24 protein-coding genes and 1 pseudogene are annotated in these 25,675 nt (G+C 73.1%); 15 read left to right on the forward strand and 10 right to left on the reverse strand.

Translation table 11 applies throughout. The annotated features are described in order from the left end of the window. From FHX39_RS19520 to FHX39_RS19560, 10 genes and pseudogenes are all read left to right on the forward strand, one after another. Nucleotides 1-152, forward strand: a 152-nt coding sequence (locus tag FHX39_RS19520; RefSeq protein ID WP_183342383.1) for a phosphate acyltransferase, incomplete at its 5' end; no start/stop codon positions are given. Next, a complete protein-coding gene (locus tag FHX39_RS19525) occupies nucleotides 152-1,303 on the forward strand; it encodes an acetate kinase (protein WP_183342240.1) in 1,152 nt (383 codons plus the stop codon). The genes FHX39_RS19520 and FHX39_RS19525, both read left to right, overlap by 1 nt. 67 nt (nucleotides 1,304-1,370) lie before the next feature. After that, entirely contained in the window at nucleotides 1,371-1,577 is a 207-nt protein-coding gene (locus FHX39_RS19530) for a hypothetical protein (protein WP_183342242.1), read from the forward strand. 27 nt (nucleotides 1,578-1,604) lie between these two features. Continuing rightward, the gene (locus tag FHX39_RS19535) at nucleotides 1,605-2,372 is read left to right on the forward strand and encodes an SDR family NAD(P)-dependent oxidoreductase (protein WP_183342244.1); all 768 of its coding nucleotides are present in this window, start codon (nucleotides 1,605-1,607) and stop codon (nucleotides 2,370-2,372) included. Nucleotides 2,373-2,468: 96 nt separating this feature from the next. Further along, nucleotides 2,469-3,176, forward strand: coding sequence for a lysophospholipid acyltransferase family protein (locus FHX39_RS19540; RefSeq protein WP_408631508.1), 708 nt, complete (start codon nucleotides 2,469-2,471; stop codon nucleotides 3,174-3,176). Nucleotides 3,177-3,271: 95 nt separating this feature from the next. Next, nucleotides 3,272-4,942 carry an FAD-binding oxidoreductase gene (locus tag FHX39_RS19545; protein ID WP_183342385.1) on the forward strand — a complete coding sequence of 557 codons (1,671 nt, stop codon included), beginning with the start codon at nucleotides 3,272-3,274 and terminating at the stop codon, nucleotides 4,940-4,942. Between the two features lie 108 nt (nucleotides 4,943-5,050). Beyond that, nucleotides 5,051-5,331: pseudogene (locus tag FHX39_RS22480) on the forward strand (EamA family transporter); the annotation flags it as partial. A 102-nt stretch (nucleotides 5,332-5,433) separates the two neighbouring features. Further along, the gene (locus FHX39_RS21555; RefSeq protein WP_456299350.1) at nucleotides 5,434-5,946 is read left to right on the forward strand and encodes a DMT family transporter; all 513 of its coding nucleotides are present in this window, start codon (nucleotides 5,434-5,436) and stop codon (nucleotides 5,944-5,946) included. Nucleotides 5,947-5,971: 25 nt separating this feature from the next. After that, on the forward strand, nucleotides 5,972-6,781 hold the full coding sequence (locus tag FHX39_RS19555; protein ID WP_183342387.1) for an FAD binding domain-containing protein: 810 nt from the start codon (nucleotides 5,972-5,974) through the stop codon (nucleotides 6,779-6,781). Beyond that, nucleotides 6,778-9,489, forward strand: coding sequence for a molybdopterin-dependent oxidoreductase (locus FHX39_RS19560; protein ID WP_183342390.1), 2,712 nt, complete (start codon nucleotides 6,778-6,780; stop codon nucleotides 9,487-9,489). The genes FHX39_RS19555 and FHX39_RS19560 overlap by 4 nt, the downstream gene beginning before the upstream one ends. 49 nt (nucleotides 9,490-9,538) lie before the next feature. On the opposite strand, the gene FHX39_RS19565 is transcribed toward FHX39_RS19560, so the two are convergent. Further along, nucleotides 9,539-10,498, reverse strand: coding sequence for a hypothetical protein (locus FHX39_RS19565; protein ID WP_183342392.1), 960 nt, complete (start codon nucleotides 10,496-10,498; stop codon nucleotides 9,539-9,541). 167 nt (nucleotides 10,499-10,665) lie between these two features. On the opposite strand from FHX39_RS19565, the gene pucL reads away from it, so the two are divergent. Together pucL and FHX39_RS19575 are read left to right on the forward strand one after the other, a co-directional pair. Then, nucleotides 10,666-11,571 carry a factor-independent urate hydroxylase gene (pucL, locus tag FHX39_RS19570; protein ID WP_183342394.1) on the forward strand — a complete coding sequence of 302 codons (906 nt, stop codon included), beginning with the start codon at nucleotides 10,666-10,668 and terminating at the stop codon, nucleotides 11,569-11,571. After that, nucleotides 11,568-13,028 (forward strand): amidohydrolase family protein, encoded by a 1,461-nt coding sequence (locus FHX39_RS19575; RefSeq protein WP_332836994.1) that lies wholly within the window; start codon nucleotides 11,568-11,570, stop codon nucleotides 13,026-13,028. The genes pucL and FHX39_RS19575 overlap by 4 nt, the downstream gene beginning before the upstream one ends. A 135-nt stretch (nucleotides 13,029-13,163) precedes the next feature. Here the strand turns inward: FHX39_RS19575 and uraH are convergent, their stop codons facing one another. Together uraH and uraD are read right to left on the reverse strand one after the other, a co-directional pair. Next, nucleotides 13,164-13,523 (reverse strand): hydroxyisourate hydrolase, encoded by a 360-nt coding sequence (gene uraH, locus FHX39_RS19580; protein WP_183342410.1) that lies wholly within the window; start codon nucleotides 13,521-13,523, stop codon nucleotides 13,164-13,166. Then, a complete protein-coding gene (gene uraD / locus FHX39_RS19585; protein ID WP_183342412.1) occupies nucleotides 13,520-14,071 on the reverse strand; it encodes a 2-oxo-4-hydroxy-4-carboxy-5-ureidoimidazoline decarboxylase in 552 nt (183 codons plus the stop codon). Before uraD ends, uraH begins: the two co-directional genes overlap by 4 nt. A gap of 114 nt (nucleotides 14,072-14,185) precedes the next feature. Between uraD and FHX39_RS19590 the strand changes: the two genes are divergently transcribed. The 3 genes from FHX39_RS19590 to FHX39_RS19600 all read left to right on the forward strand — a co-directional run bounded on the left by FHX39_RS19590 (nucleotide 14,186) and on the right by FHX39_RS19600 (nucleotide 16,734). Further along, a complete protein-coding gene (locus FHX39_RS19590; RefSeq protein WP_183342421.1) occupies nucleotides 14,186-15,310 on the forward strand; it encodes a lipid II:glycine glycyltransferase FemX in 1,125 nt (374 codons plus the stop codon). A gap of 1 nt (nucleotide 15,311) precedes the next feature. Next, nucleotides 15,312-16,370 carry an alanine racemase gene (locus tag FHX39_RS19595; RefSeq protein WP_183342423.1) on the forward strand — a complete coding sequence of 353 codons (1,059 nt, stop codon included), beginning with the start codon at nucleotides 15,312-15,314 and terminating at the stop codon, nucleotides 16,368-16,370. 112 nt (nucleotides 16,371-16,482) lie between these two features. Beyond that, complete coding sequence (locus tag FHX39_RS19600; protein ID WP_183342426.1) at nucleotides 16,483-16,734, forward strand: hypothetical protein; 252 nt, start codon at nucleotides 16,483-16,485, stop codon at nucleotides 16,732-16,734. 22 nt (nucleotides 16,735-16,756) lie between these two features. Here FHX39_RS19600 and FHX39_RS19605 read toward each other — a convergent pair whose 3' ends face one another. From FHX39_RS19605 to FHX39_RS19635, 7 genes are all read right to left on the reverse strand, one after another. Next, nucleotides 16,757-18,286, reverse strand: coding sequence for an FAD-dependent oxidoreductase (locus tag FHX39_RS19605; protein WP_183342428.1), 1,530 nt, complete (start codon nucleotides 18,284-18,286; stop codon nucleotides 16,757-16,759). Between the two features lie 19 nt (nucleotides 18,287-18,305). Beyond that, nucleotides 18,306-19,127 (reverse strand): tyrosine-protein phosphatase, encoded by an 822-nt coding sequence (locus tag FHX39_RS19610; protein ID WP_183342430.1) that lies wholly within the window; start codon nucleotides 19,125-19,127, stop codon nucleotides 18,306-18,308. A gap of 31 nt (nucleotides 19,128-19,158) precedes the next feature. Beyond that, entirely contained in the window at nucleotides 19,159-20,355 is a 1,197-nt protein-coding gene (locus FHX39_RS19615; protein ID WP_183342432.1) for an MFS transporter, read from the reverse strand. Beyond that, the gene (locus tag FHX39_RS19620; protein ID WP_183342434.1) at nucleotides 20,352-21,824 is read right to left on the reverse strand and encodes a serine hydrolase domain-containing protein; all 1,473 of its coding nucleotides are present in this window, start codon (nucleotides 21,822-21,824) and stop codon (nucleotides 20,352-20,354) included. The genes FHX39_RS19615 and FHX39_RS19620 overlap by 4 nt, the downstream gene beginning before the upstream one ends. Nucleotides 21,825-21,871: 47 nt before the next feature. Then, entirely contained in the window at nucleotides 21,872-23,062 is a 1,191-nt protein-coding gene (locus FHX39_RS19625; protein WP_183342436.1) for an ice-binding family protein, read from the reverse strand. Nucleotides 23,063-23,257: 195 nt separating this feature from the next. Beyond that, entirely contained in the window at nucleotides 23,258-24,316 is a 1,059-nt protein-coding gene (locus FHX39_RS19630) for an aldo/keto reductase (RefSeq protein WP_183342438.1), read from the reverse strand. Between the two features lie 70 nt (nucleotides 24,317-24,386). Continuing rightward, nucleotides 24,387-25,675 (reverse strand): MGDG synthase family glycosyltransferase (locus FHX39_RS19635; RefSeq protein WP_183342440.1); only part of this gene is annotated, 1,289 nt, incomplete at its 5' end.

Below are 25,675 nucleotides of genomic sequence, written 5' to 3' on the forward strand. Positions count from 1 at the left end.
ACAAGGCCGTCCAGCGCAGCGCCCACGCCGTCGCGATCGGCCCGGTGCTGCAGGGGTTGAACAAGCCCGTCAACGACCTGTCGCGCGGAGCGCTCGTGGAGGACATCGTGAACACCGTGGCCATCACCGCGATCCAGGCGCAGGACAGCTGATGGCCGCGGAGAGCGCGATCCTCGTCCTCAACGCCGGGTCGTCGTCGCTGAAGTTCCAGGTGGTGGTCCCCGAGACGGCCGACGTGCTGACCAAGGGCCTCGTCGAGCGGATCGGCGAGGACGGCAGCGACGTCCCCGACCACGGGGCCGCCATGGGCGTGGTCACCGACCAGCTCGCCGAGGCCGGCGTGGACCGTACGGGGCTCCGCGCGGTCGGGCACCGCGTCGTGCACGGCGGGCCGGACTTCTCCGACCCCGTGCTCGTCGACGACGCCGTGATCGCCGACATCCGCGACCTCGTGCCCCTCGCGCCGCTGCACAACCCCGGGGCCCTGGCGGGCATCGAGGCCGCGCGGGCCGCGTTCGACGTGCCCCAGGTCGCGGTCTTCGACACGGCCTTCTTCACCTCGCTGCCGGCCGCGGCGTCGACGTACGCGATCCCCAAGGACGTGCGCGAGCGCCACCGGGTGCGGCGCTACGGCTTCCACGGCACCTCGCACCGCTACGTCTCGCGCGCGGCGGCCACTTTCCTGGGCCGACCGCTCGACTCCTTCAGCCAGGTCGTGCTGCACCTCGGCAACGGCTGCTCGGCCTCGGCGATCGCGGGCGGCGTCGCCATCGACACCTCGATGGGGCTCACGCCGCTGCAGGGTCTCGTCATGGGCACCCGGTCCGGGGACATCGACCCCGCGGTCTTCTCGTTCCTCCATTCCGCCGCGGGCCTCGAGGTCGCCGAGATCGACGCGATGCTGAACAAGCGGTCCGGCCTCAAGGGCCTGGCCGGGGTCAACGACTTCCGTGAGGTGCTCTCGCGGGCCGACGCCGGGGACGAGGACGCCGGGCTGGCCCTCGACGTCTACGTCCACCGCCTGCGTCACTACGTCGGTGCCTACACCGCGGTCCTCGGCGGGCTCGACGTCCTCACCTTCACCGCCGGCGTGGGCGAGAACGCACCGGTCCTGCGGGCCCGGGTCCTGCAGACCCTCGGCCGTCTCGGGCTGTCGGTCGACCCGGGGCGCAACGAGGCCCCGTCGCGCGAGGCCCGCGTCATCTCCCCCGACGGCTCGCCCGTCACCGTCCTGGTCGTGCCCACCAACGAGGAGCTCGAGATCGCCCGCCAGGCCGCGGCGCTGCTCGACGGGCCGACGTGAGCAGCGGCCGCAGCGGTGGATCGGCTAGCGTGACGACCCGGCAGACACGAGCGGAGCGAGGACAAGCATGCGCAAGGTGATCCTGGGCCTGGGGCTCGCGATCGGGATCGTCGCGCTCGGCGTCGGCATCTTCGGGCTGGCCACCACGCCGTACGACCACGTCGTCCCGGTGCCGTACAAGATCGTGAGCTTCGGGGCCGTCGCCATGATGGGGACGCTGCTGATCCTCGTCATCGCCTTCGCCCACGGCACCCGCGCCGGCGACCTCGACTGATCCTCGCCGCTCCGTAGGGTGGGGCGCATGCCCACAGCCCTGGTGACCGGCGGGACGTCCGGGATCGGCGCGGCCTTCGCCCGCCAGCTCGCCGCCCGCGGTGACGACCTCGTCCTCGTCGCTCGTGACGGGGAGCGCCTCGAGGCCTCGGCCGCCGAGCTGCGCGCCACGTACGGCGTCGCCGTCGAGGTCCTCCCCGCCGACCTCGGTGACCGCGACCAGGTCCTCCGGGTCGCCGCCCGCCTGGAGGACAGTTCCCGGCCCGTGGACCTGCTGGTCAACAACGCGGGCTTCGGCGTCCACCACCGCCTGACCGACCCCGACCCGGCGCCGCACGAGCACGCGATCGACGTGATGGTCACCGCCGTGCTGGTCCTCGGCGGAGCGGCCGGACGGGCCATGCGCGAGCGCGGCCACGGAGCGATCGTCAACGTCGCCTCCACCGCCGGGTACATGGCGATGGGCTCCTACTCGGCGGTCAAGGCCTGGGCGATGACCTACTCGGAGTCGCTCGCCAACGAGCTCACCGGCACCGGCGTGACCGTGACGGCGCTGGCCCCGGGCTGGGTGCGGACCGAGTTCCACCAGCGGGCCGACATCCGGACCTCCTCGATCCCCGCGCCGCTGTGGCTGGACGCCGACGCGCTCGTCGCGGAGTGCCTGGCCGACGTGGCCCGCGGCGCGGTGGTGTCGATCCCGTCGCGGCGCTACCGGGCACTGATGTTCGCGGTCCGGCACGCGCCGCGTTCCGCGGTCCGGGCCGCCTCGCGCCGGCTCTCCTCCAGCCGCCACTGACCCGTCCCGGCATCCGCGCGGACCTCCGCGACGAACCGTCCGTGTCGCACCCGCGTGAACGGGGCGTGAACGCACAAGTCCGATAGGGTGATCGACGTGTCGAGCCGAAGCCGCTACACCTCGCCGGTCATCGCCGGCGCCCGGTTCGTGGCGCAGCACGGGCTGCTCAAGCCCTTCATCTGGCACAAGGCCGACGTCACCGTCCTCGGCGCCGAGCGCCTCGACGGGATGCACGGGCCGTACGTCGCCGTCTCCAACCACTCGAGCCATCTCGACGCCCCGCTGATCATCGGCGCGCTGCCGGGCAAGCTCGGCCGCTACGTCGCCGCCGGTGCCGCGGCCGACTACTTCTTCGACGTGTGGTGGCGCAAGGGCCTGACGGCGCTGTTCTTCAACGCGTTCCCGGTCGACCGCTCGGGCCTGCGCGGCCGACGCGGCCTCGCGACCAGCCTGCTCGACGACGGCGTGCCGCTCCTGCTGTTCCCCGAGGGCACCCGTTCGCGGACCGGCGAGATGGGCAACTTCAAGCCCGGCGCCGCCGCCCTCTGCATCAGCCGTGACGTGCCCTGCCTCCCGATCGCGCTCTACGGCGCGTCCGAGGCGATGCCCTACGGCAAGACCTGGCCGGGCAAGGGCAAGCCGCCCGTCTACGTGAACTTCGGCGAGCCGATGCGGCCCGACGACGGCGAGTCCGTCATGGGCTTCTCCGAGCGGATCGCCAAGGAGGTCCGCGGCCTGTACGACGAGGCCATGGACCACGCCGAGCGCGTGGGCGACGTCCCGCGCCGGCTCCCGCGCGACTGACGCCCCGCACCGAAGGCCCGAGGGAGTCGTACGCAGCAGTTACGCTCGTGCGGGGCCTCTCACCGGGGTCCGAGCTCAGCGAGGAGGCGTGCGCCATGCCGGCGGTCAAGCACATGAAGTGGTGGGGGTGGGGCGTCGAGGGCGTCTCCTTCCACTGGGAGGACAAGCCCGCCTTCCCCGCCTTCGTCAGCCGCGCCGTCGGGATCGACATCACGCAGCCGCCCGAGTCGCCGAAGACTATCGAGCAGCTCCACGTCCCCGCTCCGCGCATCAGCGACGAGGTCCGCGGCCGCCTGACCGACGCGGTCGGCGCCACGAACGTCGCCTACGACGACCTCGACCGGGTCGTGCACACGTACGGCAAGAGCCTGCGCGACCTCCTCCGGCTGCGCGCCGCCGACCTCCCTCGCGTCCCGGACGCGATCGTCTACCCGGGCAGCGAGGACGACGTCCGCGCCCTGGTCGACCTGGCCGGCGAGGCCGACCTCGTCCTCATCCCCTTCGGCGGCGGCAGCAACATCTCCGGCAGCCTGCACCCCCTGGCCGAGGAGGAGCGCACCGTCGTCTCCGTCGACCTCGGCCGCATGGACCAGGTCCTCGAGGTCGACGAGGACTCCGGCCTGGCGCGGGTCCAGGCCGGCGTGCTCGGGCCGGACCTCGAGACCCAGCTCGGCCGCCGCGGCTGGACGATGGGGCACTTCCCCGACAGCTTCACCCACAGCACGCTCGGCGGCTGGGTCGCGACGCGCTCGTCGGGCATGCAGTCCGACAAGTACGGCGACATCGCCCGGATCGCCCGCGGCATGCGCGTCGTGCAGCCCAGCGGGACGCTCGTCGTGCGCCCGGTCCCGAGCACCTCGACCGGCCCGAGCACCCGCGAGATGGTCCTCGGCTCCGAGGGTCGCCTCGGTGTCATCACCGAGGTCACCGTCCAGGTGCACCGGATCCCCGAGAACCGGCTGATGCTGGCCTACCTCTTCCCGAGCTTCGAGGCGGGCCTCGCGGCCATGCAGGAGATCTCGACGAGCGACGCGCACCCCTCGGTGACCCGGGTCAGCGACCAGTACGAGACCCAGATGTCGTTGGCCACCCGCAAGGCGTCCAAGGGCTTCTCGGTGTCCTCGACCGTCGGCGCCCAGCTGTTCAAGCACCTGGAGCGCCGCGGCTGGGACCTCGACCAGGCCTGCCTGAGCTTCATCGGCTACGAGGGCGGCCGCGCGCACGTGGCCCACGAGAAGGGCATCGTCGGCGCCATCATCAAGGCGCACGGCGGCGTCGGGCTCGGCAAGGGCCCGGCTGTGCTCTACGACCAGAAGAAGTTCGACACCCCGTACATCCGCGACTTCCTGCTCGACCGGGGCGGGGCGGCGGACGTGTCCGAGACCGCGGCGCCGTGGTCGAAGCTGTTCCCGCTCTACACCGCCGTGGTGGAGAACGTCCGCAAGGTCTACGCCGACCTCGGCGTGACCGGCTGGATCATGTGCCACCTCTCGCACTCCGAGCACTCGGGCGCGTGCCTCTACTTCACGTTCGCCTTCGCGCACGACGACAACCCGATCGCGCAGTACGACCGGGTCAAGGAAGCGCTGCAGGGGACGTTCATCGAGGCGGGCGGGACGCTCTCGCACCACCACGCGGTGGGCACCGAGCACAGCCGCTGGCTCGAGGACGACATCTCCACCCAGGGCGTGCTCATGGTCCAGGGCGTCATCGACACCGTCGACCCGACCCACCAGCTCAACCCGGGCAAGATCACCTCGGTCTGACCCACCACCCCTCGGGAATCCGGCCGGGTCCGCGGCCACGTCGCGGACCATGGTCGGGTGCCCCTCCGCGACCGCCTGCTCGCGCTGGTCGTGGTCGTCTGCTGGGGCGTGAACTTCCCGGCCACGACGCTGGGGCTGCAGCACTTCCCGCCGCTCTTCATGGTGGCGGTGCGGTTCACGCTGCTGGCGATCCCGACGGTGCTGCTCGTGCCGCGGCCCCAGGTGCCGCTGCGTGGTTCCTCGGGCTGGGGATCGGAACCGGGACCGTGCAGTTCGGCCTGCTCTACGTCGGCATGGCCATCGGCATGCCGAGCGGCCTGGCGCCGCTGGTGCTGCAGGCCAGCGTGCCGTTCACCGTCGTCCTGGGCGCCGTGTTCCTGCGCGAGCGGCTGAGCGCGCGGCAGGTGGTCGGTGTCCTCGTCTCGGTCGCCGGCCTCACCGTCATCGCGGTCCACCGGGCGGCCGAGGGCTCGGCCGCCGCGCTCGTCCCGGTGCTGCTGACCGTCGCCGCCGGTCTCGGCTGGGCCTTCGGGAACATCTGCAGCCGCCAGGCCCGGGCGCCGAAGCCGTTGCACCTGACGCTGTGGATGTCGGTGATCCCGCCGGTCCCGCTCCTGGCGCTCTCGCTGCTGCTCGAGGGTCCGCGGCGCGACTGGGACTCGCTCCGGACGGCCTTCACGATGGAGGCCCTGCCGGCGGTCCTGGGCCTGCTCTACATCGTCCTCGTCGCCAGCCTGCTCGGCTACGGGCTGTGGAACACGCTCCTCGCCCGTCACGCCTCCAGCGTCGTGGCCCCGTTCGCGATGCTCGTGCCGGTCGTCGGCGTGCTCAGCGCCTGGCTCTTCTTCGACGAGGTGCCGGACCTGGTCGAGCTGGTCGCGGGCGCGCTCGTCGTGGGCGGCGTGCTCTACGCGTCGCACACCTCCCGGCGACCACCTCGTCGACCGGACGCCGAGCCCCACGTCGCGCTGCCGTTGGAGCCGGAGCGATCTTTACCTGCGTGAAACGGCCTCCGCCTTTAATGGGGGCGTGGACCAGAACACGGTGGGCGCGGTCCTGCCGCTCCGGTCCCGCGCCGACCTCGCGGCCCTCGGGCCCGGCGTCGCAGTGCTGGCCGGTGGGTCGGTGCTCTTCGCCGAGCCGCACGACCACCTGACCACGCTGCTCGACCTCACGACGCTGGGCTGGCCGTCGGTCACCGTCGACGAGCGCGGGCTGAGCCTCGCGGCCACGTGCCCGATGGTGGAGATCGCCGCCCTCTCGCCGACGTACGCCGACACCTGGGCTGCCGCGCCCGTGTTCCGGCAGGCGTGCACGGCGCTCTTCGGGTCCTTCAAGGTCTGGAACGTCGCCACCATCGGCGGCAACCTCTGCGCCGCCCTGCCCGCCGGCCCGATGACGAGCCTCGCCGCGGGGCTCGACGCCGACGTGCTGGTCTGGGGGCCGGACGGCACCGACCGCCGGCTGCCGGCCGCGGAGTTCGTCACCGGGAACACGACCAACGCCCTGCGCCCCGGCGAGGTGGTGCGCGCGATCGAGGTCGCGCCCGACGCGCTGGCCAGCCGGACGGCGTACCGCAAGATCGCCCTCTCCCCCATCGGACGTTCCGGGGTCGTGCTGATCGGGCGGCTCCCGCCCCAAGGCGGCTTCGTGCTGACGATCACCGCGGGGACCGTACGGCCGGTGCAGCTGCGGTACCCCGCCGTCCCCGAGGCCGCAGCGCTGCGGGCCGACGTCGAGGCGGTGGACGCGTGGTTCTCCGACGCGCACGGGGCGGCGGACTGGCGGCGGGCGGTCAGCGTGGTCCTCGGGCTGGAGATCCTGGAGGAGCTCGGGTGACCTTCACCGTGAACGGCGCCCCGGTCGACGCGACGCCGCGGCCGGGCCAGTGCCTGCGGACGTTCCTGCGCGAGCTCGAGCACTTCGAGGTCAAGAAGGGCTGCGACTCCGGCGACTGCGGCGCGTGCTCGGTGCTGGTCGACGGGACGCCGGTGCACTCCTGCATCTACCCCGCCGTCCGGGTCGCCGGCCACGACGTGACGACGGTCGCCGGGCTCGGGACCGGCGACCGGCTGAGCCCGGTGCAGCAGGCGTTCGTCGACCGGGCCGCGTTCCAGTGCGGCTTCTGCACGGCAGGGATGGTCGTGACCGCGTCGGCCCTCGACCAGGGCGAATCGTTGGAGACGGACGACCTGCCGCGGCTGATGAAGGGCAACCTCTGCCGGTGCACCGGCTACCGCCCGATCCGGGAGGCGATCACCGCTGGTCCGCTGACGCGGGAGCCGGACGGCGCGGGGGACGGGGTCGGTCGCTCGGTCGGGGCCCCGGCGGGGCGGCGGATCGTGACCGGGCGCGAGCCGTACACGCTCGACGTCGCCGTGCCCGGGCTGCTCCACCTCAAGGTGCTCGGCAGCCCGCACGCCCACGCCCGCATCGAGCGGGTCGACGCCACCGCCGCCCGCGCGGTCCCCGGCGTGGTCGCGGTCTTCACCGCCGACGACGCCCCCGACGTGGCCTTCTCCACCGCCCGGCACGCCAACCGGTCCGACGACCCCGACGACACCCGCGTGCTCGACCGCGTGGTCAGGTTCCTGGGGCAGCGCGTGGCCGTCGTGCTCGCCGAGAGCGTCGGGGCGGCCGAGGCGGGCTGCCGGGCGCTCGAGGTCACGTACGCGCCGCTGCCCGCCAACCACGACCCGGAGCGCGCCCGCGACGACGGCGCACCCCTGCTGCACGGCGACCTCGACCCGGTCGCGTCGCGCATCGCCAACCCCGCCCGCAACGTGGCCGCCGAGCTCCACGGCGAGCACGGCAACGTCGAGGCCGGCCTGCGCGAGGCGGACGCGGTGGTCCGCGGGCGCTGGCGTACGCAGCGGGTCGCGCACGTCTCGCTCGAGACGCACGCGACGCTCGGCTGGCTCGACGCCGACGGTCGGCTGGTGCTCCGGACGAGCACCCAGGTCCCGTTCCTGGTGCGCGACGAGATCGCCCACGTCTTCGGGCTGGAGCGCGACCGGGTCCGCGTCTTCACCGCCCGCGTCGGCGGCGGCTTCGGCGGCAAGCAGGAGATCCTCACCGAGGACCTCGTCGCGCTGGCCGTGCTCGCGACCGGCCGGCCGGTGTCGTACGAGATGACCCGGACCGACGAGCTCACGGTCGTGCCCTGCCGTCACCCCTTCCGGGTCGACGTCACCCTCGGCGCCACGCGTGCGGGACGGCTGACCGCGCTGGCGATCGACGTGCTGTCGGACACCGGCGCGTACGGCAACCACGCCGGCGGGGTCATGTTCCACGGGTGCTCGGAGTCGGTCGCGATCTACTCCGTGCCCAACAAGCGGGTCGACGCGGCCGCGGTCTACACCAACAACCTGCCCTCGGGCGCGTTCCGCGGGTACGGGCTGGGGCAGGTGACCTTCGCCCTCGAGTCGGCCATGGACGAGCTGGCCGGCGAGCTGGGGATCGACCCGTTCACGTTCCGGCGGCTGAACATGATCTCCCCCGACGAGCCCCTCGTCGTCACCCACGTCGAGGGCGACGACCTGCGCTTCGGCTCGTACGGGCTCGACCAGTGCCTCGACCTCGTCGAGGCGGCGCTCGCCCGCGGGAACGGGGTGGAGGTTCCGACCGGTCCGACCTGGCGGGTCGGGCAGGGCGTCGGGATGGCCATGATCGCCACCATCCCGCCGCGCGGGCACGAGGCGGTGGCGCACCTCTGCGTCGACGCCGAGGGCGCGTACACGCTGCGGGTGGGGACGGCGGAGTTCGGCAACGGGACCACCACCGTGCACACCCAGCTCGTGGCGAGCGCCCTGAGCACCGACGCCGCACGCGTGACCGTCCGGCAGAGCGACACCGACGTGACCGAGCACGACACGGGTGCGTTCGGGTCGACCGGGACGGTCGTCGCCGGGCGTGCGGTGCACGAGGCCGCGACCACCCTGCTGATGCAGTTGCGCGCGGCCGCCGTCGCCCGGGCCGGCGGGCACGCGGAGGACTGGGCCCCCGACCGGGCCGGTCTCCGGCGCGGACCGACGCTGCTGCCGTTCGGCGACCTCGTTGGCCCGGCGGGCGAGCTGAGCGCCGAGGGCCGCTGCGACGGGGCCGTGCGCTCGCTCGCGTTCAACGTGCAGGGGTTCCGCGTCGCGGTCGACACCGCCACGGGCGAGGTCGTGATCCTTCAGTCGGTGCACGCCGCCGACGCCGGCTTCGTCATGAACCCGCAGCAGTGCCGCGGCCAGGTCGAGGGCGGCGTCGTCCAGGCGATCGGCACGGCGCTGTTCGAGGAGCTGGTACTGGAGGACGGGCGCGTGACCACCGACGTCCTGCGGAACTACCACATCCCTCAGATGGCGGACGTTCCAGACACCGACGTCTTCTTCGCCGACACGGCCGACGAACTCGGCCCGCACGGCGCGAAGTCGATGAGCGAGTCGCCCTACAACCCCGTCGCCCCCGCCCTCGCGAACGCGGTCACCGACGCCCTCGGCGTACGCCCCCACGAGCTCCCGATGTCCCGCGACCGCCTCTGGCGCCTCCTGCAGGGCTGATCGCGAACAACGCGGCAACTTGTGCACCGACATCGGTGCACAACCTGACTCAGTAGCGCCACGAGCGGGCGCAGCGCCGGCAGGGAACGGGGAGCCCGCCCCAGCCGCACCGGATCAGCATGCCGGCGACCTGGACAGCGACCTCGCACGGGCTGCTCAGCACGTCCGCGTGTCCGAACCGAAGGGTCGCGTGGCCGAGCAGGACGTGCAGGTTGTCGCGCTTCATGTCGCGGAACCTGCCCTTGCCCAGGTGGGCGAGCTTGCCGTCCAGCTCCACCAGGAGCGCATAGGGGTCGTACTTCACGTCGGTGACGTAGGTCGAGCCCACCGGTCGGCGTTGCCGGTCCCCGCTCAGGAGACCGTGCGCCCGTTCGACGTCGTTGAGGTAGGCGATCTCGATCGCTGACTCCGCTCCCACCCCGACGTCGTCGATCAGGCTCAGGACGAGCTGCCGGTGCCGGAGGCGGGTCCGGTCGTCGACCCGTCGTCGCAGGCGCTTCGGCGTGGTGAGCCCCCGCTGCACCGCCGCCGCCACCCACCCCACGACGTCCTCGCGGTCGGACTGGTCGCAGAGGTCGAGCACCGTGTCCTCGACGCTCAGCCGGGGCGGCGATCCCCGGCCGGCCGACGAACGCACTCCTGGCCGTCCGCGGACGAACTCCCACCTCGGACCCGCCCGACCCGCGCGCCTGCCGTCGGGCAGGAGCACGGTCACGACGTCGGGCGCCTCGTCGGCCAGACGCAGCAACCGAGCCGCAGCCAGGCCGCCGACCCGGGACCCCTCCCCGCCGACGAGGCAGCCCGCCCAGGCGAGCCCCTCGAAGGACGGAGCAGCGGTACCGAGCCCGTAGACCCCCCGGGTGACTGCCCCGAGCTGCCCGTCCGTGAGGCAGCGGGCGATGACGTGCCGCGTCAGACCCGCGGACTCGGCCTGGGCGGTCGAGACCACGCCCTCTTGGAACAGGGCCAGTCGGAGGAGCGCCGGAGGCAGCGGTTGTCGTGCGTGCACGCCCGGAGTGTGGTGATCCCGGCGCCGGCCGTGCCGGTCGAGCCGCGCAACCTGTGGACGACCCGACAGCGCGTCTGGTTGTGCACCGACTTCGGTGCACAAGTTGACGCAGTACCGGCTCTCCGGCCGTCGCGCCTCCGTAACGCGGACGTCCTAGCATCCCGGGCATGGCGATCATCCTGGGAGCGCACCAGTACGGCAAGGCGGAGAACCGCGTCGTCCGGATCACCCGCGACACGCCCCGCCACGAGATCCGCGACGTCAACGTCTCGAGCGCGCTGCGCGGGGACTTCGCGCCGGCGCACCTCGCGGGCGACCAGCGGAACGTGCTGCCCACCGACACCCAGAAGAACATGGCGTACGCGTACGCCAAGACGGTCGGGCTCGAGACGCTCGAGGGCTACGGCCTCGCGCTCGCCCGGCACTACGTCGACGACGTCCCGCCCGTCGAGGGCGCCCGGATCGAGATCGAGGAGTACGCCTGGGAGCGCGTGCAGGTCGACGGCGCCGGCCACGACCACACGTTCGTGCGCAAGGGCCAGGAGATCCGGACCTGCTCGGTCACGGTCGAGGGCACCGGCGAGGCGCAGCAGACCTGGGTCACCGGCGGCTTCAAGGACCTGGTGGTCCTCAAGTCGACGGGGTCGGAGTTCGCCGACTTCTACGTCGACGAGTTCACCACGCTGGCGCCCACCCACGACCGCGTCATGGCGACGTCGCTGGTCGCGCGGTGGCGCTTCACCACGACCGACGTCGACTGGGACGCCACGTACGCCGGGATCAAGGCGACCATGATCAGCACCTTCGCCACGCTCCACTCGCTCGCGCTGCAGCAGACCCTGTTCGAGATGGGCCGGGCCGTGCTCGAGGCGTACGACGTCGTCGCCGAGGTGCGGCTCTCCGCCCCGAACAAGCACCACTTCCTCTACGACCTCGGCCGCTTCGGCATCGAGAACGACGGCGAGGTCTTCCACGCCGACGACCGGCCCTACGGGCTGATCCAGGCTGCTATCACGCGCGACGACGCGCCGGACGCCGGTCCGGCGTGGAACGCCTACACCGGCCTGGTGTGACCGCCCGGGTCCTGCGCGGCCACCTCTTCCACGTCGCCGGCGACACCCGGCTCGCGGAGGCGGCCGCCGCGCTGGTCTCGATCCGGGACGGTGCGCTCGCGGTCGACGAGACCGGCCGCATCGCCTGGCTTGGTCCCTTCGCCGACCTGCCCGCCGCGTACGCGGACCTGCCGGTGACGCGCGCGGACTTCCTCCTGCCGGGCTTCGTCGACACCCACCTGCACTACCCCCAGGTCCACGCGACGGCGGCGTACGGGGGCGGGCAGCTGCTGCACTGGCTCGACCACTGCATCTTCCCGACCGAGGCGCGGCTGGCCGACGAGGAGCTGGCCGCCCGGGCCGCGGCCGACTTCGTCGCGCGGCGGATCGCCGCGGGGACGACGACCGCGCTGGTCTTCGGCTCCGCCTTCCCCGCGGCGCAGGACGCGCTGTTCCAGGCGCACGCCGAGGCCGGCCTCCGGCTGGTCAGCGGCCGGGGTGTCCAGACGGTCGGGCCCGACTCCGCCAGGCCGCTGATCACCGGCGAGGACGAGGCCCTCGCCCTCGTGGCCGACGAGGTCGACCGGTGGCACGGGCGCGACGCCGACCTCAGCCAGGCAACCGAGCCGAGCCAGGCCCTCCTCCAGGTGGCCGTCGTCCCGCGCTTCGCCCTGTCGGTCACCCGACGCACCCTGCGCGGCCTCGGGGAGCTCTACACCGAGGCCCGGACGCGGGGCGTCTACTTCCACACCCACCTGAGCGAGAACCAGACCCCCGACGGCGGTGAGGTCGCCGCCGTCCGCGGCCTGTACGAGGTCGACAGCTACCTCGACACGTACGACGGCCGCTTCGAGCCCGGCTCGCGGGCCGGCGGCGAGACGTTGCTCGGGCGCCGCAGCGTCTTCGCCCACGCCGTCCACTGCACCGACGCCGAGCTCGCCCGGCTGGCCGAGACGCAGAGCTCCATCGCCCACTGCCCGACGTCGCAGCAGTTCCTCGGGTCCGGGACGATGCCCTGGCGGCGGACGACGGAGGCGGGCGTGACCGTCGCCCTCGGCTCCGACGTCGGCGCGGGCGACCGCTGGCTCATCCCCGGCGTGCTCAACGACGCGTACAAGGTGCACCTGTCCGAGCCCGGCGCGGCCGCCGTCGCGCTGCACCCCGCCGAGCTCCTCCACACGGGCACCCTGGCCGGCGCGCAGGCCCTCGACCAGGACGCCCACCTCGGCAACTTCGACGTCGGCAAGGACGCGGACGTCGTGCTGGTCGACCTCGCCGGCGCGCCCGCGCTGGCGCGGAGGCTCGAGGCCGGGGCGTGGCCGGAGGACCCCGACGAGGCCGACGTCGCGGTGCTCTTCACCCTGCTGATGGAGCTTTCTGAGAACGCGATCAGATCTGTTGTGGTGAAGGGCCACGAAGTCGTGTCGCGTCCGCTACGTTTGTTCTCGGGAGTTCTCTCCATCGGACGCCCGGGATAGGTCGGTGTGCGTTCGGCCTGCGTCGTGTTCCCCGCGCGGGTAGGCCCATCCCCTGCGCATCATCTCCTATCCCGGGTTACCGATGGACGTCGACGGGTGGTCTCGGGGGGCCCGACGACCGGCGCCTGAGAGTCGTCAGCTCCCGCGGTAGGTCGAGAAGGCGTAGGGGCTCAGCAGCAGGGGCACGTGGTAGTGCGCCGACGGGTCGTCGAGCGTGAAGCTGATCACCACCTCCGGGTAGAAGGCCTCCAGGCCACGCCCCGCGAACCACTCCCCCACCGCGAACGTCACCCGGTAGACCCCGACGTCGAGCTCGTCCGGGCCGAACCGCCCGATGCGTCCGTCGGCGTCCGTACGCCCGTCCGCGACCGCGACCCAGCCGTCGGGACCGCGCCGTTCGAGCACCGCCACCACACCTTCTGCCGGACGCCCGCTGACGGCGTCGAGCACGTGCGTCGTGACCTTGCTGCGGGTCGGTCCGGGCGTCGGGCTCACCGGGCCGCGTCCGCGTCGTCGTACCCGGCGGGCTGGTCGAGCGCGACCGCGTCCAGGTGGGCGAACAGCTGCGGGATCCGCAGCAGCGCGATGTCCCGGAGCTCGGTGCCGGCGACCCCGACCTCCTCGTCCGGCTCCAGCCGCAGCCGGCGCTCGAGCTCGGCGAGGATCTCCGGCCGCGTACGGCCGGCGGCGCGGATCAGGAACACCCGCCCGAACCTCGCCTCGTACGCCGCGTTGCCGGCCTCGAGACGTGCGGCGAGGTCGGCGTCCTCCGACTGGCTCGACGCCTGCTCGGCGCGGGAGAAGGACGCGGCCGCGCCGGTCCCCTGCGACCGCTGGCCGATCCGCGGGTGGTCGGCCAGCGCCTCGTCGACCTCGGCCGCGCTCAGCGGTGTCGCCGCCTCCGACGCCACCGCCACCAGCGCGTCGACCGACGCGAACGGTTCCTGGGCGACCACCTCGTCGACCCAGCGGCGGACGTGCAGGCAGGCCGCGAGGCCCTGCCGCAGCTCGCCCTCGTCGACCGGCAAACCCGTGCTGCTCACGAACGATCCCCTCGTCGGCTTCCGTCCGACAGATCCTGCCAGCCGCCGCAGACACGCCTGGACGCGGTGCGCACCGAGGCCTCCGCGCGCCGAGGAACCCACTAACCTCGCAGGGTGTCTCTCGCGGTCCGCACCATCACGACGGAGGAGCACCGCCGCTTCAACGCCGCCCAGCCGTCGGTCTCCTTCCTCCAGACCCCCGCGTGGGGCCTGGTCAAGAGCGAGTGGAAGGCGGAGTCGGTCGGCTGGTTCGACGACAACGACCCCGAGGGCGACCCGGTCGGCGCGGGGCTCGTGCTCTACCGCCAGCTGCCGCGGGTCAAGAAGTACCTGGCCTACCTGCCCGAGGGCCCCACGATCGACTGGCTCGGCGGCAACCTCCACACCTGGCTGATCCCGCTCGCCGCGCACCTGCGCGCGGCCGGCGCCTTCGGTATCCGCATCGGACCGCCCGTCGTCGCGCGCCGCTGGGGGGCCGACACGGTCAAGCGGGCCATCGCCGACGAGCGCATCACCCGGCTCAGCGAGGCCGTTCCCGACGAGGTCCAGCACGCTACGACCGGCCTGCGCCAGGAGCTGCGCGACCTCGGCTGGCACCCGCCGTCGGAGGACGAGGGCTTCGCCGCCGGGCAGCCGCGCTTCGTCTTCCAGCTGCCGGTCGAGGGCGAGACGCCCGCGTCGCTGCTCGCCGGGATGAACCAGCTCTGGCGCCGCAACATCAAGAAGGCCGAGAAGCTCGGCGTCACCGTCAGCCAGGGCACGCGTGACGACCTCGCGGCCTTCCACGCGGTCTACGTCGAGACGGCCGAGCGGGACCACTTCACCGCCCGGCCGCTGTCCTACTTCGAGACGATGTGGGACGCGCTGCTCGCCGAGGACCCGGACCGCATCCGGCTCTACCTCGCCCACCACGAGGGCGACCTCGTCGCCGCCACCACCTGGGTCCGGGTGGGCCGGCACGCCTGGTACTCGTACGGGGCCAGCAGCACCGCCAAGCGCGAGGTCCGCGGCAGCAACGCGATCCAGTGGCAGATGATCTGCGACGCCCTCGACGCCGGCGCGAGCGTCTACGACCTGCGCGGCATCACCGAGGGCCTCGAGGGCGACGACCCGCACCTGGGCCTGATCCAGTTCAAGGTCGGGACCGGAGGCCAGGCCGTGGAGTACCTCGGCGAGTGGGACCTGCCGCTCAACGGGCTCCTCTACAAGGCCTTCGACGTCTACATGAAGCGGCGCTGACGTGGGCGTCACCGTCCGGCTGGACGAGGCGCGCTGGCAGGCCCACCTGGCGGAGGTCGTCGCCGACGCCGAGGCGATCGTCCCGGTGGTCAAGGGTCACGGGTACGGCTTCGGCCTCGTCCGGCTGGCCGCCGAGTGCCGGCGGCTCGGGCTCGACACGATCGCGGTCGGCATGGCCTCCGAGGTCGGCGTCGTCCGCGGGACGTTCGACGGCGACGTCGTCGTGCTCCAGCCGTACGAGCAGGGTGACGGCGGGCTCGCGCACACCCTCACCGCCGACCCGCACGTGATCACCACCGTCTCGCGGCTCGACGACCTGCGCGTGCTGGCCGCCGGGCCCGGCCGGCCGCGGGTGCTGGTCGAGGTCCTGACCGCCATGCGCCGGCACGGCCTGTCCGAGGCCGACCTGGCGGCGGCCGGTCCCCTGCTCGCCGACGTGGCCTTCGAGGGCTGGACGATCCACCTCCCGCTGCGTGAGGACGGGCGCTACGCCGAGGCCGTACGGCTGGCCCGCGCGGCCCTCGCCGTAGCCCCGGGGACGCTCTGGCTCTCGCACCTGCCCAGCGACGAGGTCCGCCGCCTCGCCGCCAAGCTGGGCGGGCCGGACGGGCCCGTCCCGGTTCGCGCCCGGGTCGGCACGCGCCTGTGGCTGGGCGACGCCGGCGGACGGCAGACCACCGCCACGGTCCTCGACGTCCACCGGGTCGGTCGGGGCGAGCGGGCCGGCTACCGCGGTCGCGTCGTACCCGGCGCCGGCTGGGTCGTGGTCGTCGCGGGCGGGACGTCCCACGGCGTGGGTCTTGAGGCCCCCACCTCGGCCTCGTCCCTGCGGCAGCGGGCGACCGCGCTGGCCACCGGCTCGCTCGGGGCGGCGGGCCGCGCGCTCAGCCCGTTCACGATCGACGGCCGGAAGCGCTGGTTCCTGGAGCCGCCGCACATGCAGTCGAGCCTCGTTTTCCTGCCGGCCTCGGCCACCCCGCCTGCGGTCGGAGACGAGGTGCCGGTCGAGCTGCGGCTGACGATCGCGACCCCGGACGCCGTAATTCTGTGCGCATCGTAAGTATGTGCTGATCAACCCCTCGGGGTGAAACATTCCCGCCCTGACAACGATGTAGTTCACCGTGAAGAACTGGTGGAGCGCCCGCCGGCTGCCGAGACGGCTGAGACGGGCGATGCGGGAGAGACGTTCGCTGCAGGACCGGCCGTGGGAGGAGGACCTCCTGCACTGGGCCAAGGACGGAACGCTCCACGGCCACGTGACGCCGCCGTCGGACGGCCGGCGCCGCAGCATCACCGCCGACGGCTGGTGCCCCGGCTGGGCCCTGGAGCTGCAGCGGAAGTACCTCGCGAGCAGCTTCGGGCCCGGCGTCCCCGACGAGGGCACCGACGCCGACCGCGACGACCCGGGCCGACCCCTGGCCTGAGCCGCCGCCCGACCGACTCGAGCTAGAGCGCGGGCTGGCGGAGCTCCGAGTCCTCGACCTTGAGCAGGTCGCGGTCGCGACCGAGCCCGGCCGCAGCGACGACGCGGCCCTCCTCGCGGAACGTGACGAGCAGCTGCCGGTCGGCGGCGGAACCGTCCGCGTCGCCGTGCTCCAGGGAGTCGGCGTGGCCGCTGAGCCGGAAGCTCTTGCCGAACTGCTGGGTCCAGTAGAACGGCGGCTCGGTGATCGCCTGCTGCCCGCCGAGCAGGTTGACCGCGGCCAGCGCCCCGGAACGCTGCGCCTGGGCCCAGTGCTCGACCCGGATGCTGCGCCCGGTCAACGGGTCGGGGAAGCGGGCGATGTCGCCCACCGCGAAGACCCCGCGGACCTTGGTCTCGAAGGTGGCGTCGACCAGGACGCCGTCGTCCACCTCGAGGCCGGCGTCCTGCGCGAGCGCGGTGCGCGGCTCGACGCCCAGCCCGACGACCAGGAGGTCGGCCTCGACGCGCTGCCCGTCCTCGAGCTCGAGCGCCTGGCCGTCCCAGGCCGCCGCGCGCCCGTCGACGAAGCGGGTGCCGTTCTCCTCGTGCAGGGACCGGAGGACCCGGCCGAGGTCCTCGCCCAGCTGGCGGAGCATCGGCACGGTGCCCGGCGCCACGACCGTGACGTCGACCTCGCGCTGGCGCAGGGCGGCCGCGGTCTCGAGCCCGATGAAGCCGCTGCCCACGACGACGACCCGCTTGCCCTCGCTGGCGGCGATGATCGCGTCGGCGTCCTCGAGGGTCCGCAGCAGGAACGCGTCCGGCCGGTCGAAGCCGGGCAGGTCCGGCCGTACGGGTGACCCGCCGGTCGAGAGGACGAGGGCGTCGTACGTCAGCTCGGTGCCGTCGGACAGGCTGACGACCCGCTCGGCGAGGTCGAGCGCCGTCGCGGTCACGGCGAGGTGGGTCTCGACGTCGTGCTCGTCGTACCAGTCGGCCGGCAGGAGCGGCAGGTCGGTGACCTGCTTGCCGCCGGACAGGTAGTTCTTGCTGAGCTCGGGTCGGTCGAGCGGCAGGTTCGGCTCGGCCGAGACCAGGGCCAACGCGCCGGTGTAGCCGACACGTCGTAGACGCTCGACGGCCGCGAAGCCGCCGGCCCCGCCCCCGACCACGACCACGCGGGTCACGCCGCGGTCGTTGTCGACCCGGCTCGGCTCACCCGGCGCCGGCTCGGCGGCCGCCTGCACGGTCACGCGGTCGCCGTCGACCGTCACCGGCCACACGCCCAGCGGTCCGATGGCCGGCGCGGAGACGGCCTCACCGTTGCGCAGGTCGAAGCAGGCGTGGTGGAACGGGCAGACCACGCTGTCGCCGACCCGCAGGCCGGTGGGGAGCTGCGCGCCGCGGTGGGTGCAGGCGGCGCTGAGGGCGCTCACCTGCGGGCGGCCCGCGTCGTCGGTCCAGCGCGCCAGCATCACGTCGGCGTCGCCGACCTTGCCGGCGAGCAGGCCGTCGGCCGGGATGTCGTCCAGGGCCACGCCGGCGGTCAGGTCAGGGGTGTCGTCAGCCATGTCTGTGCTTCCTCGTCCGTCAGTCCCGTAGTTTCGCCCGGAGGCGGGCGGTGTCGTCGCCCGTCCAGCCCAGGCGCTCGAGCATGGGCTCGACCCCGCCGTACGTGGCGTCGACGTGCTCCAGGAACGCGCGCATCGTCTCGGGCCGGGACAGGTGCGAGGAGAGAGGACGGCCGCGGAGGTTCTCGGCGTACGTGTCGGAGGCGAGCAGCCGGTCGAGGATCCGCTGGGCGCGCTCGGAGCTGGCGGCGTAGTCGGCGATCACGGCCTCGCGGTCGGCGCCGGCCAGCAGGAGCGCGAGGGCGACGAGCGTCCCCGTCCGGTCCTTACCCGCCGCGCAGTGCACCAGCGCCGCGCCGTCGGCCTCGGCGATGTGGCGCAGCCCGGCGAGGACGGAGTCGGGCCGGTCGGCGACGTACGAGAGGTAGACGCCCGCGACCTCGTTCTCGAGGGCCACCGACGGCTCGAGGTCGACCCAGGGCAGCGCCTCGTCGGGGACGGCCTCGGGACGTTCCTCGACGGCCTCGGCGGCGTCCGGGTCGTCGGACTTGTCCTCGCCGACGCCCTCGCGCCACTCCCGGAAGAACGAGTGCGGGTGGTGCGCGACGCTGGTCTTCGTCAACGGACCGGGACCCTCGGCGTCGCGCTCGTAGTCGCTGCGGAGGTCGACGACGTCGGTCACGCCGAGCGCGAGGAGCGCGTCGACGTCGGCGTCGGTCAACGTCTGGAGGTTGTCCGAGCGCAGCAGGCGGCCGGGCGCGATCTCACCGCCGTCCGTGGTGGGGACGCCGCCGACGTCTCGCAGGTTGGCCAGCTCGTCCAGCTCGATCCACCGTGGCACCGCGCCATCGTAGGTGGGCGCTCTGACAGGTTCAGGAACTGGGGACGACCAGAGGGCCACGACGGCCGAACACCCAGACGACGAGGGCCACGGCCGCGAGCCCGGCGCCGCAGAGCGTGACCGCCGTCCAGCCGCCCGCACCCCACAGGACGGTCGCCAGGACCGAGCCGCCCGCGCCCCAGAGGAAGTTGTTGGTCACGAAGGCCGTGTTGAGCCGGCTGCGGGCCTCGCCCGACACGGCGAACATCCGCGTCTGGTTGAGGATGTTGATCCCCTGGATGGCGACGTCGAGCAGCAGGATCGCGACGACGACCAGGACGACCGAACGGCCACCGACCGCGGCCACCACGAAGGACACGACGACCAGCGCCCAGCCGATGCCGGACGCGCGGACCGACCAGCCGGCGTCGTGCAGCCGGCCGGCGCGCTGGGCGGCGACCGCGCCGACCAGACCGACCAGGCCGAAGAGCCCGATCACCGACACGGGGTAGTTGAAGGGGGCGCCGCTGAGCAGGAAGGTCAGCGCCGTCCAGAACATCGTGAACAGCGCGAAGCCGATCCCGGCGAGCACCAGGGTCCAGCGCACGACCCGTTCCCGGCGGATCACGGTGAAGACGGAGCCGATCAGCGCCGGGTAGCGGACGCGGGCCTTGGGCTCGAGGTCCGGGATCGCGCGCCAGAGCAGGACCGCGAGGACGACGTCCAGGACGGCGGCGCCGGCGTAGATCGAGCGCCAGCCGAAGGCGTCGGCCACGAAGCCGCTGACCGTACGGGACAGCAGGATGCCCGTGAGGATGCCGGAGACGACCGTTCCGACGACGGCGCCCCGGTCCGCGTCGGTCGCCAGGTCGCCGGCGAGCGGGGTCAGCAGCTGCCCGCCGACGGTGAGCAGACCCACCAGCCCGAGCGCAGCCACGAGGAAGCCGAACGACGGGGCGACCGCGCACAGGACGAGCGCGACGGCCGCCGCCAGCAGGGCCAGGGGGACGAGCCGACGCCGGTTCATGACGTCGCCGAGCGGGACGACCAAAAGGATGCCGAGCGCGTAGCCGAGCTGGGTCGTGGTGACGAGCCAGCCCGCGTGCGTGGTCGACGCCCCGAGGTCGTCCGCGATGAGGTCGAGCAGCGGCTGGGCCCAGTAGAGGTTGCCGACCGCAGCGCCGGCGGCGACCGCGAAGAGGAAGGTCAGCCCGCGCCCGATCGTCGGCCGAGAAGGTTCCTGGGTCATACGAACGCGGCCGACGTGGACCCCTGCTGGCCCCGCGGCATCCGGAGGTCCGCCAGGGTTCCGGCGCGCAGGGCGACGGTCTGCCAGCGCAGGTCGAAGGTCGCCGAGGTCCGCGAGGCCGTGAGCTCGAGCCGGTGCGGCGTCTCGAGGAAGATCACGTCGGCCCGGAACGTGTCGTCGTCCGTCCAGCCGCCGCTGACCGCGATCGGGACCCCGGTCTCGCCGTGCTCCGTCTCGACGAGGTTGGTCTGCCAGCTCGTCGTCCCGATGCCGGAGCTGATCTCGGCGTCGTCGTCGAAGAGGACCAGCCGCCAGCGGTCGTCCTCCCGGACCAGCCGCACCTCGGTGAGGCTGCGCTGGGCCGAGCCGGAGGGGCCGGGGCGCAGCCGGCGGTCCGACCAGTCCTCCGGGTCGACCAACGGCGCGGCACTGCCCTCGAGCGGAGCGACGCCGAGCGCGGCCAGGCGTTCGTCGAGCGCACCCGCCGCCGGGGAGGGTTCGAGGGCGTCCGCGCCGAAGGCCGGTAGGAGGTGGGCCCAGACCGCATCGAGGACGCCCTGCATGTTCTCGGTCGCGGACGTCACGGCGATCACGACGTCCTGCTCGGGCAGCACGACGCAGAACTGCCCGTACGCGCCGTCGCCCCGGTAGCCGTGGCGCGCGATCCAGAACTGGAAGCCGTACCCCTGGCTCCAATCCGGGTTGGGCTCGAGCGGGTTGTCGACCTGCCGGCTCGTGGCCTCGGCCACCCACGCCTCGCTGAGCAGGCGCTCGCCGTCCCACACGCCGCGCTGGAGGTAGAGCTGGCCCAGCCGGGAGAGCGCGTCCGTGGTGGCGTGCAGCCCGGTGAAGCCGAGGTCGCGCCCCGACGGGTGCTGCTGCCAGCCGACCGGGCCGACGCCCAGCGGGTCGAAGAGGCGGGGCCGCAGGAACTCGACCAGCGTCTGCCCCGACAGCCGCTGGACGATGGCGGCGATCGTGTACGTGCAGGGCTGGTTGTACGCGAAGACCGTGCCCGGCTCGCGCTCCGGCGGGACCAGGAGGAACCCGCGGACGAGGTCGACGGGGTCGTTCGCCAGGGCCCGGTCGAGGGTCTCGGCGAGGTGCCCGCTGGCCATCGCGGCCACGTGGCGGACCCGCATCGACCGGCTCCGCGGGTCGGTGACGTCGGCGTCGAGCTCGGGGAAGTACGACAGCACCGTGGCGTCGAGGTCGACCAGGCCCTCGTCCACCATCAGGCCGAGGGCGGTCGAGGTGAAGCTCTTGCTCAGGCTGTAGAGCAGGTGCGGCAGCTCCGGGGCGTACGGCGACCACCAGCCCTCGGCGACCAGCTGACCGTGCCGCAGCACCATCAGGCTGTGCATCTCGATGTCGGGCGCCGCCTCCATCGCGTCCAGGAAGGCGGTGATCCCGCGGGGATCGACCCCCTGGGACTCGGGGGTGCTGCGGGGCAAGTCGGTCGCGCTCACGCGGCGACCCTAGCGGGGTGCCGCCGGACCGGCCCGACCCCGCGGGGTCAGCGGTGCCGCCCGTGCCCCCCGGCCTGACGGCGGACGGCCAGGAGGACGCCGCCCAGGAGCAGCAGGCCGACCCCGGCGAGGGCGGCGGCGGTCGTGCCGGCACCGGAACCGGTCTCGGCGAGCCCGGTGCGCGACGTGGAGGTCGCGGTCGGCCTGTCCTCGTCGCCGTTCCCGGACCCGTTGCCCGAGCCGTTGTCGTCCCCGTTGCCGTTGCCGTTGTCGTCACCGTTCCCGTTCCCGTTGTCGCTACCGCCGCCGGTCTCGGTGTCGGACGCGCTCGGGACGGGGAGGTCGGACGGGCTCGCCGACTCGCTCGGGCTGGCCGACTCGCTGGGGCTCGCCGAGACGCTCGGGCTGGCCGAGGCGCTGGGGCTGGCTGACTCGGACGGGCTTGTCGACGCGGACGGGCTCGGCGAGCGGTCGCACTCCGAGGACTGGAACACGTTGGTGTCGAGGACGACGGAACCGTTGCGGGCCAGCAGCCGGCCGTCGATCGTGGCGCCGGTGTTCGCCGTGATCGAGGTCAGGGCCAGGACGGTGCCGACGAAGTCGGTCCCGACGCCGAGGGTGGCGGAGCTCCCGACCTGCCAGAAGACGTTGCAGGCGAGCGCCCCGTTGGTCAGGGCGACGCGGCTGTTCGTCGCGGTCGTCAGGGACGAGCCGATCTGGAAGATCCACACCGAGCTGGGGTCGCCCTGGCCGTCCAGGGTGACGGTGCCGGTGAGACCGGCCGACACGTTCGCCTTGTAGACGCCGGCCACGAGCGGGTCGCCGCCACCGAGCTCGTGGGGGTCGTCGTTGTAGACCTCGGTCGGAGCGCGTCTCGCTGCGTCGTTGTAGGCGATCGTCGTGGCCGCCTGAGCGGACTCGGCCTCGGCGTCAGCGGCGTGGATCTCACCCCCGACGAGGCCGGGCGGGAAGCCGGTGATCGCGCTGCCCGAGAAGACCCCGACGCTCCCGTCCAGCGTGCTCGGACCCGTGTTGACCACGGCCCGCCCGCCGACCACCGAGTAGCTTCCGGCGACGCCGAGGTCGACAGGGCTCTCCGCCGCGTACGCCCGCGGAGTCGCCGTCACGGCGGCAAGGCCGAGCAGGACGACCCCGGCCGCCAGGACGGCGGGGGCGGTGACGCGGGCGCGCGACGGACGGCGCGTGCGGGCAGGGCAGGACGGGGTGGCGCTGCGCATGGTGCCTCCGGGCTAGAGCCACCCCCGCGGCACCACGTCAGGTGGAGTCCCACCTCACGACGAAAAGGCCATGACGCCGGATCCTCTGACCGATCGATCTGGTCAGCGGCCCGCGACGGCCTGCTGCCAAGGTAGTGCACCTTTGCACTACCCGTGGCAACCCCGGGGACTGGCCTCGCCCGGCCGCCGCGCGACTCAGCCGATGTGCGGACGCAGCAGCGACTCGGTCGTCGCGCCCAGCCGGTCGGAGGCCGCGTTGGCCTGGTGCCAGTGCGGGTAGGTGAGCGGCTGCAGGCTGACCGCGTCGAGCTTCGCGACCTCGTCAGCGCTCAGCACGAGGTTCGCGGCCGCGAGGTTGTCGGTGAGCTGCTCCTCCGTCCGCGCACCGATGACCAGCGAGGTCACGGCCGGCTTGGTCAGCGTCCACGCCAGCGCGACCTGGGCGGCGGAGACGCCGTGGCCCTCGCCGATCTCGACCAGCAGGTCGATCGTGTCGTAGAGCTGCTCCTCGTTCTCCACGGGCGGCTCGCTCCAGCCCTGGAAGCGGCGAGTGCCCTCGGGGTCGTCCTGACCGCGGCGGTACTTGCCCGACAGCAGGCCGCCGGCGAGGGGGCTCCAGACGAGGATGCCGAGGCCCTGGTCGATCGAGACCGGGACGAGCTCCTTCTCCGCGTCACGCGCCTGGAGGGAGTAGTAGATCTGCTGGCTCACGAACTTCTCCGTCGCCGCCTTGTCGGCCGTCCACATCGCCTTCATCAGCTGCCAACCGGTGTAGTTGGAGGCGCCGATGTAGCGGACCTTGCCCGACTTCACGAGGGTGTCGAGCGCCGCCATGGTCTCTTCCAGCGGGGTCTGGCCGTCCCACTCGTGCACCTGGTAAAGGTCGATGTGGTCGGTGCCGAGGCGCTTGAGGCTGCCCTCGACCGCCCGGACGATGTGGTAGCGGGAGAGCCCGAGGTCGTTGGGGCCGTCGAGGTCCCCGATCTGCATGCGGACCTTCGTCGCGACGAGCACGTCGTCGCGGTCCGAGCCGAGCGCGGCGCCGAGGATCTCCTCGGACTGGCCGGCCGAGTAGACATCGGCGGTGTCGAAGAGGTTGACCCCGGCGTCACGGGCCAGGGAGATCTGACGGCGGGCACCGTCGACGTCGAGGTTGCCGACGGGCTGGGCCCAGCCGGTTCCGGCGAAGCCCATGGTGCCCAGGGTGATGGTCGAGACGCGGAGCCCGGAGGCTCCCAGCTGGCGGTAGTCCATCCGCTCAAACTAGACGGCTCCGCTCCTCTGGTCCCGGGCGGTTCAGTCCGGGCGGCTAGGACCGAGGCGGTCAGACGCCGGCGGTCCGCTCGACGCGGAGCGCCACCCCGGAACGGTCGCCGATCAGGCGGCGCAGCACCAGCAGCAGGTGCGGGTCGGTCTTGGGCCGTACGCGCAGCGCGAGCCGGTTGCGCCGGGACAGCTGGTCGAGGGAGACGAGAACCTCCTCGCCGTAACGGAGCCGCCCGTCGAAGTAGTCGTCGACCCGGCTCACCTCGTCGTCGGTGACGACGGCCACCGGCATGCCCGTCTTGGCGTCGGCCAGGATCGCGAGGGTCCGCGCCGGGCGGGCGTCCTCGAGCGGGTGCCCGGCCTCCGCCACCCGCAGCATCGCCTTCTGCGCCGAGCGGGTGATCCAGAGCGAGGAGTCGACGTCGTCGAGGACCTGGTCCGCGATCGTCTGCGCCGCGGACGGGAACCCGATCCGCCTTGCAGCCGAGGACATGGCCGCCAGCCGGGCAGGGTTGGCAAGAATCCGTTCGATCTTGGTCCCGACCGTCGTCTCGTAGTTGCAGCGGACGGCCGCGCCCTCCTCGGTGAGGAAGTCGCTGTTGCGCACCTCCTGGCCCGGGATCGGGTTGACCAGCGCCATCGGCAGGCCGACGGCCATGCACTCCGAGGACGAAAGCCCACCGGGCTTGCCCACGAACAGGTCCGCCACGGCCAGCAGCTCGGGCATCTCCGTCGTGTAGCCGATGACGCGGACCGACTCGTCGCCGAAGGTCTGGGCGTCGATCGAGGCCTTGAGCGCGGCGTTCCGGCCGCAGACCACCACCAGCTGGTGGGGCGTCGCGATGCGCCGGACCTGCGCCACGATCGCCTGGACGTAGTCGCCGCCCGCCGCGCCGGCGGAGATCAGGACGGTCGGCCGGTCGTCCCGCAGGCGGTGCTTGCGCAGCAGGGCCGTACGGTCGGCCGGCGCGTCGAGCCCGGCCCGGACCGGGATGCCGGACACCGTGAGGCGGCGCTCGGGCACCCCGATGGCGACGAGGTGGTCGCGGGTCTCCTCGCGCGCGACGAACATCCGCGTGAAGGCGCCCGCCAGCCACAGGCCCTGGAAGTCGTAGTCGGTCGTCACCGCGCTGACCGAGCAGTCGAGCGCACCCTGCGAGACGAGCAGCGACATGATCCGCAGCGGCAGGAAGTGCGTGCAGACGACCGTCGTCGGGCGGAACTCCTTGATCACCCGGACGGTGTCGAGGTTGTTGATGCGGTCCCACGCCTTCAGCGCACGGGCCATGTTGAACGGCTGGTCGCTCTTGTCGTACCCCCAGCCGACGAGCCAGGGCACGGTCTTCA

The sequence above is a fragment of the Microlunatus antarcticus genome, assembly GCF_014193425.1.
Classification (GTDB): domain Bacteria; phylum Actinomycetota; class Actinomycetes; order Propionibacteriales; family Propionibacteriaceae; genus Microlunatus; species Microlunatus antarcticus.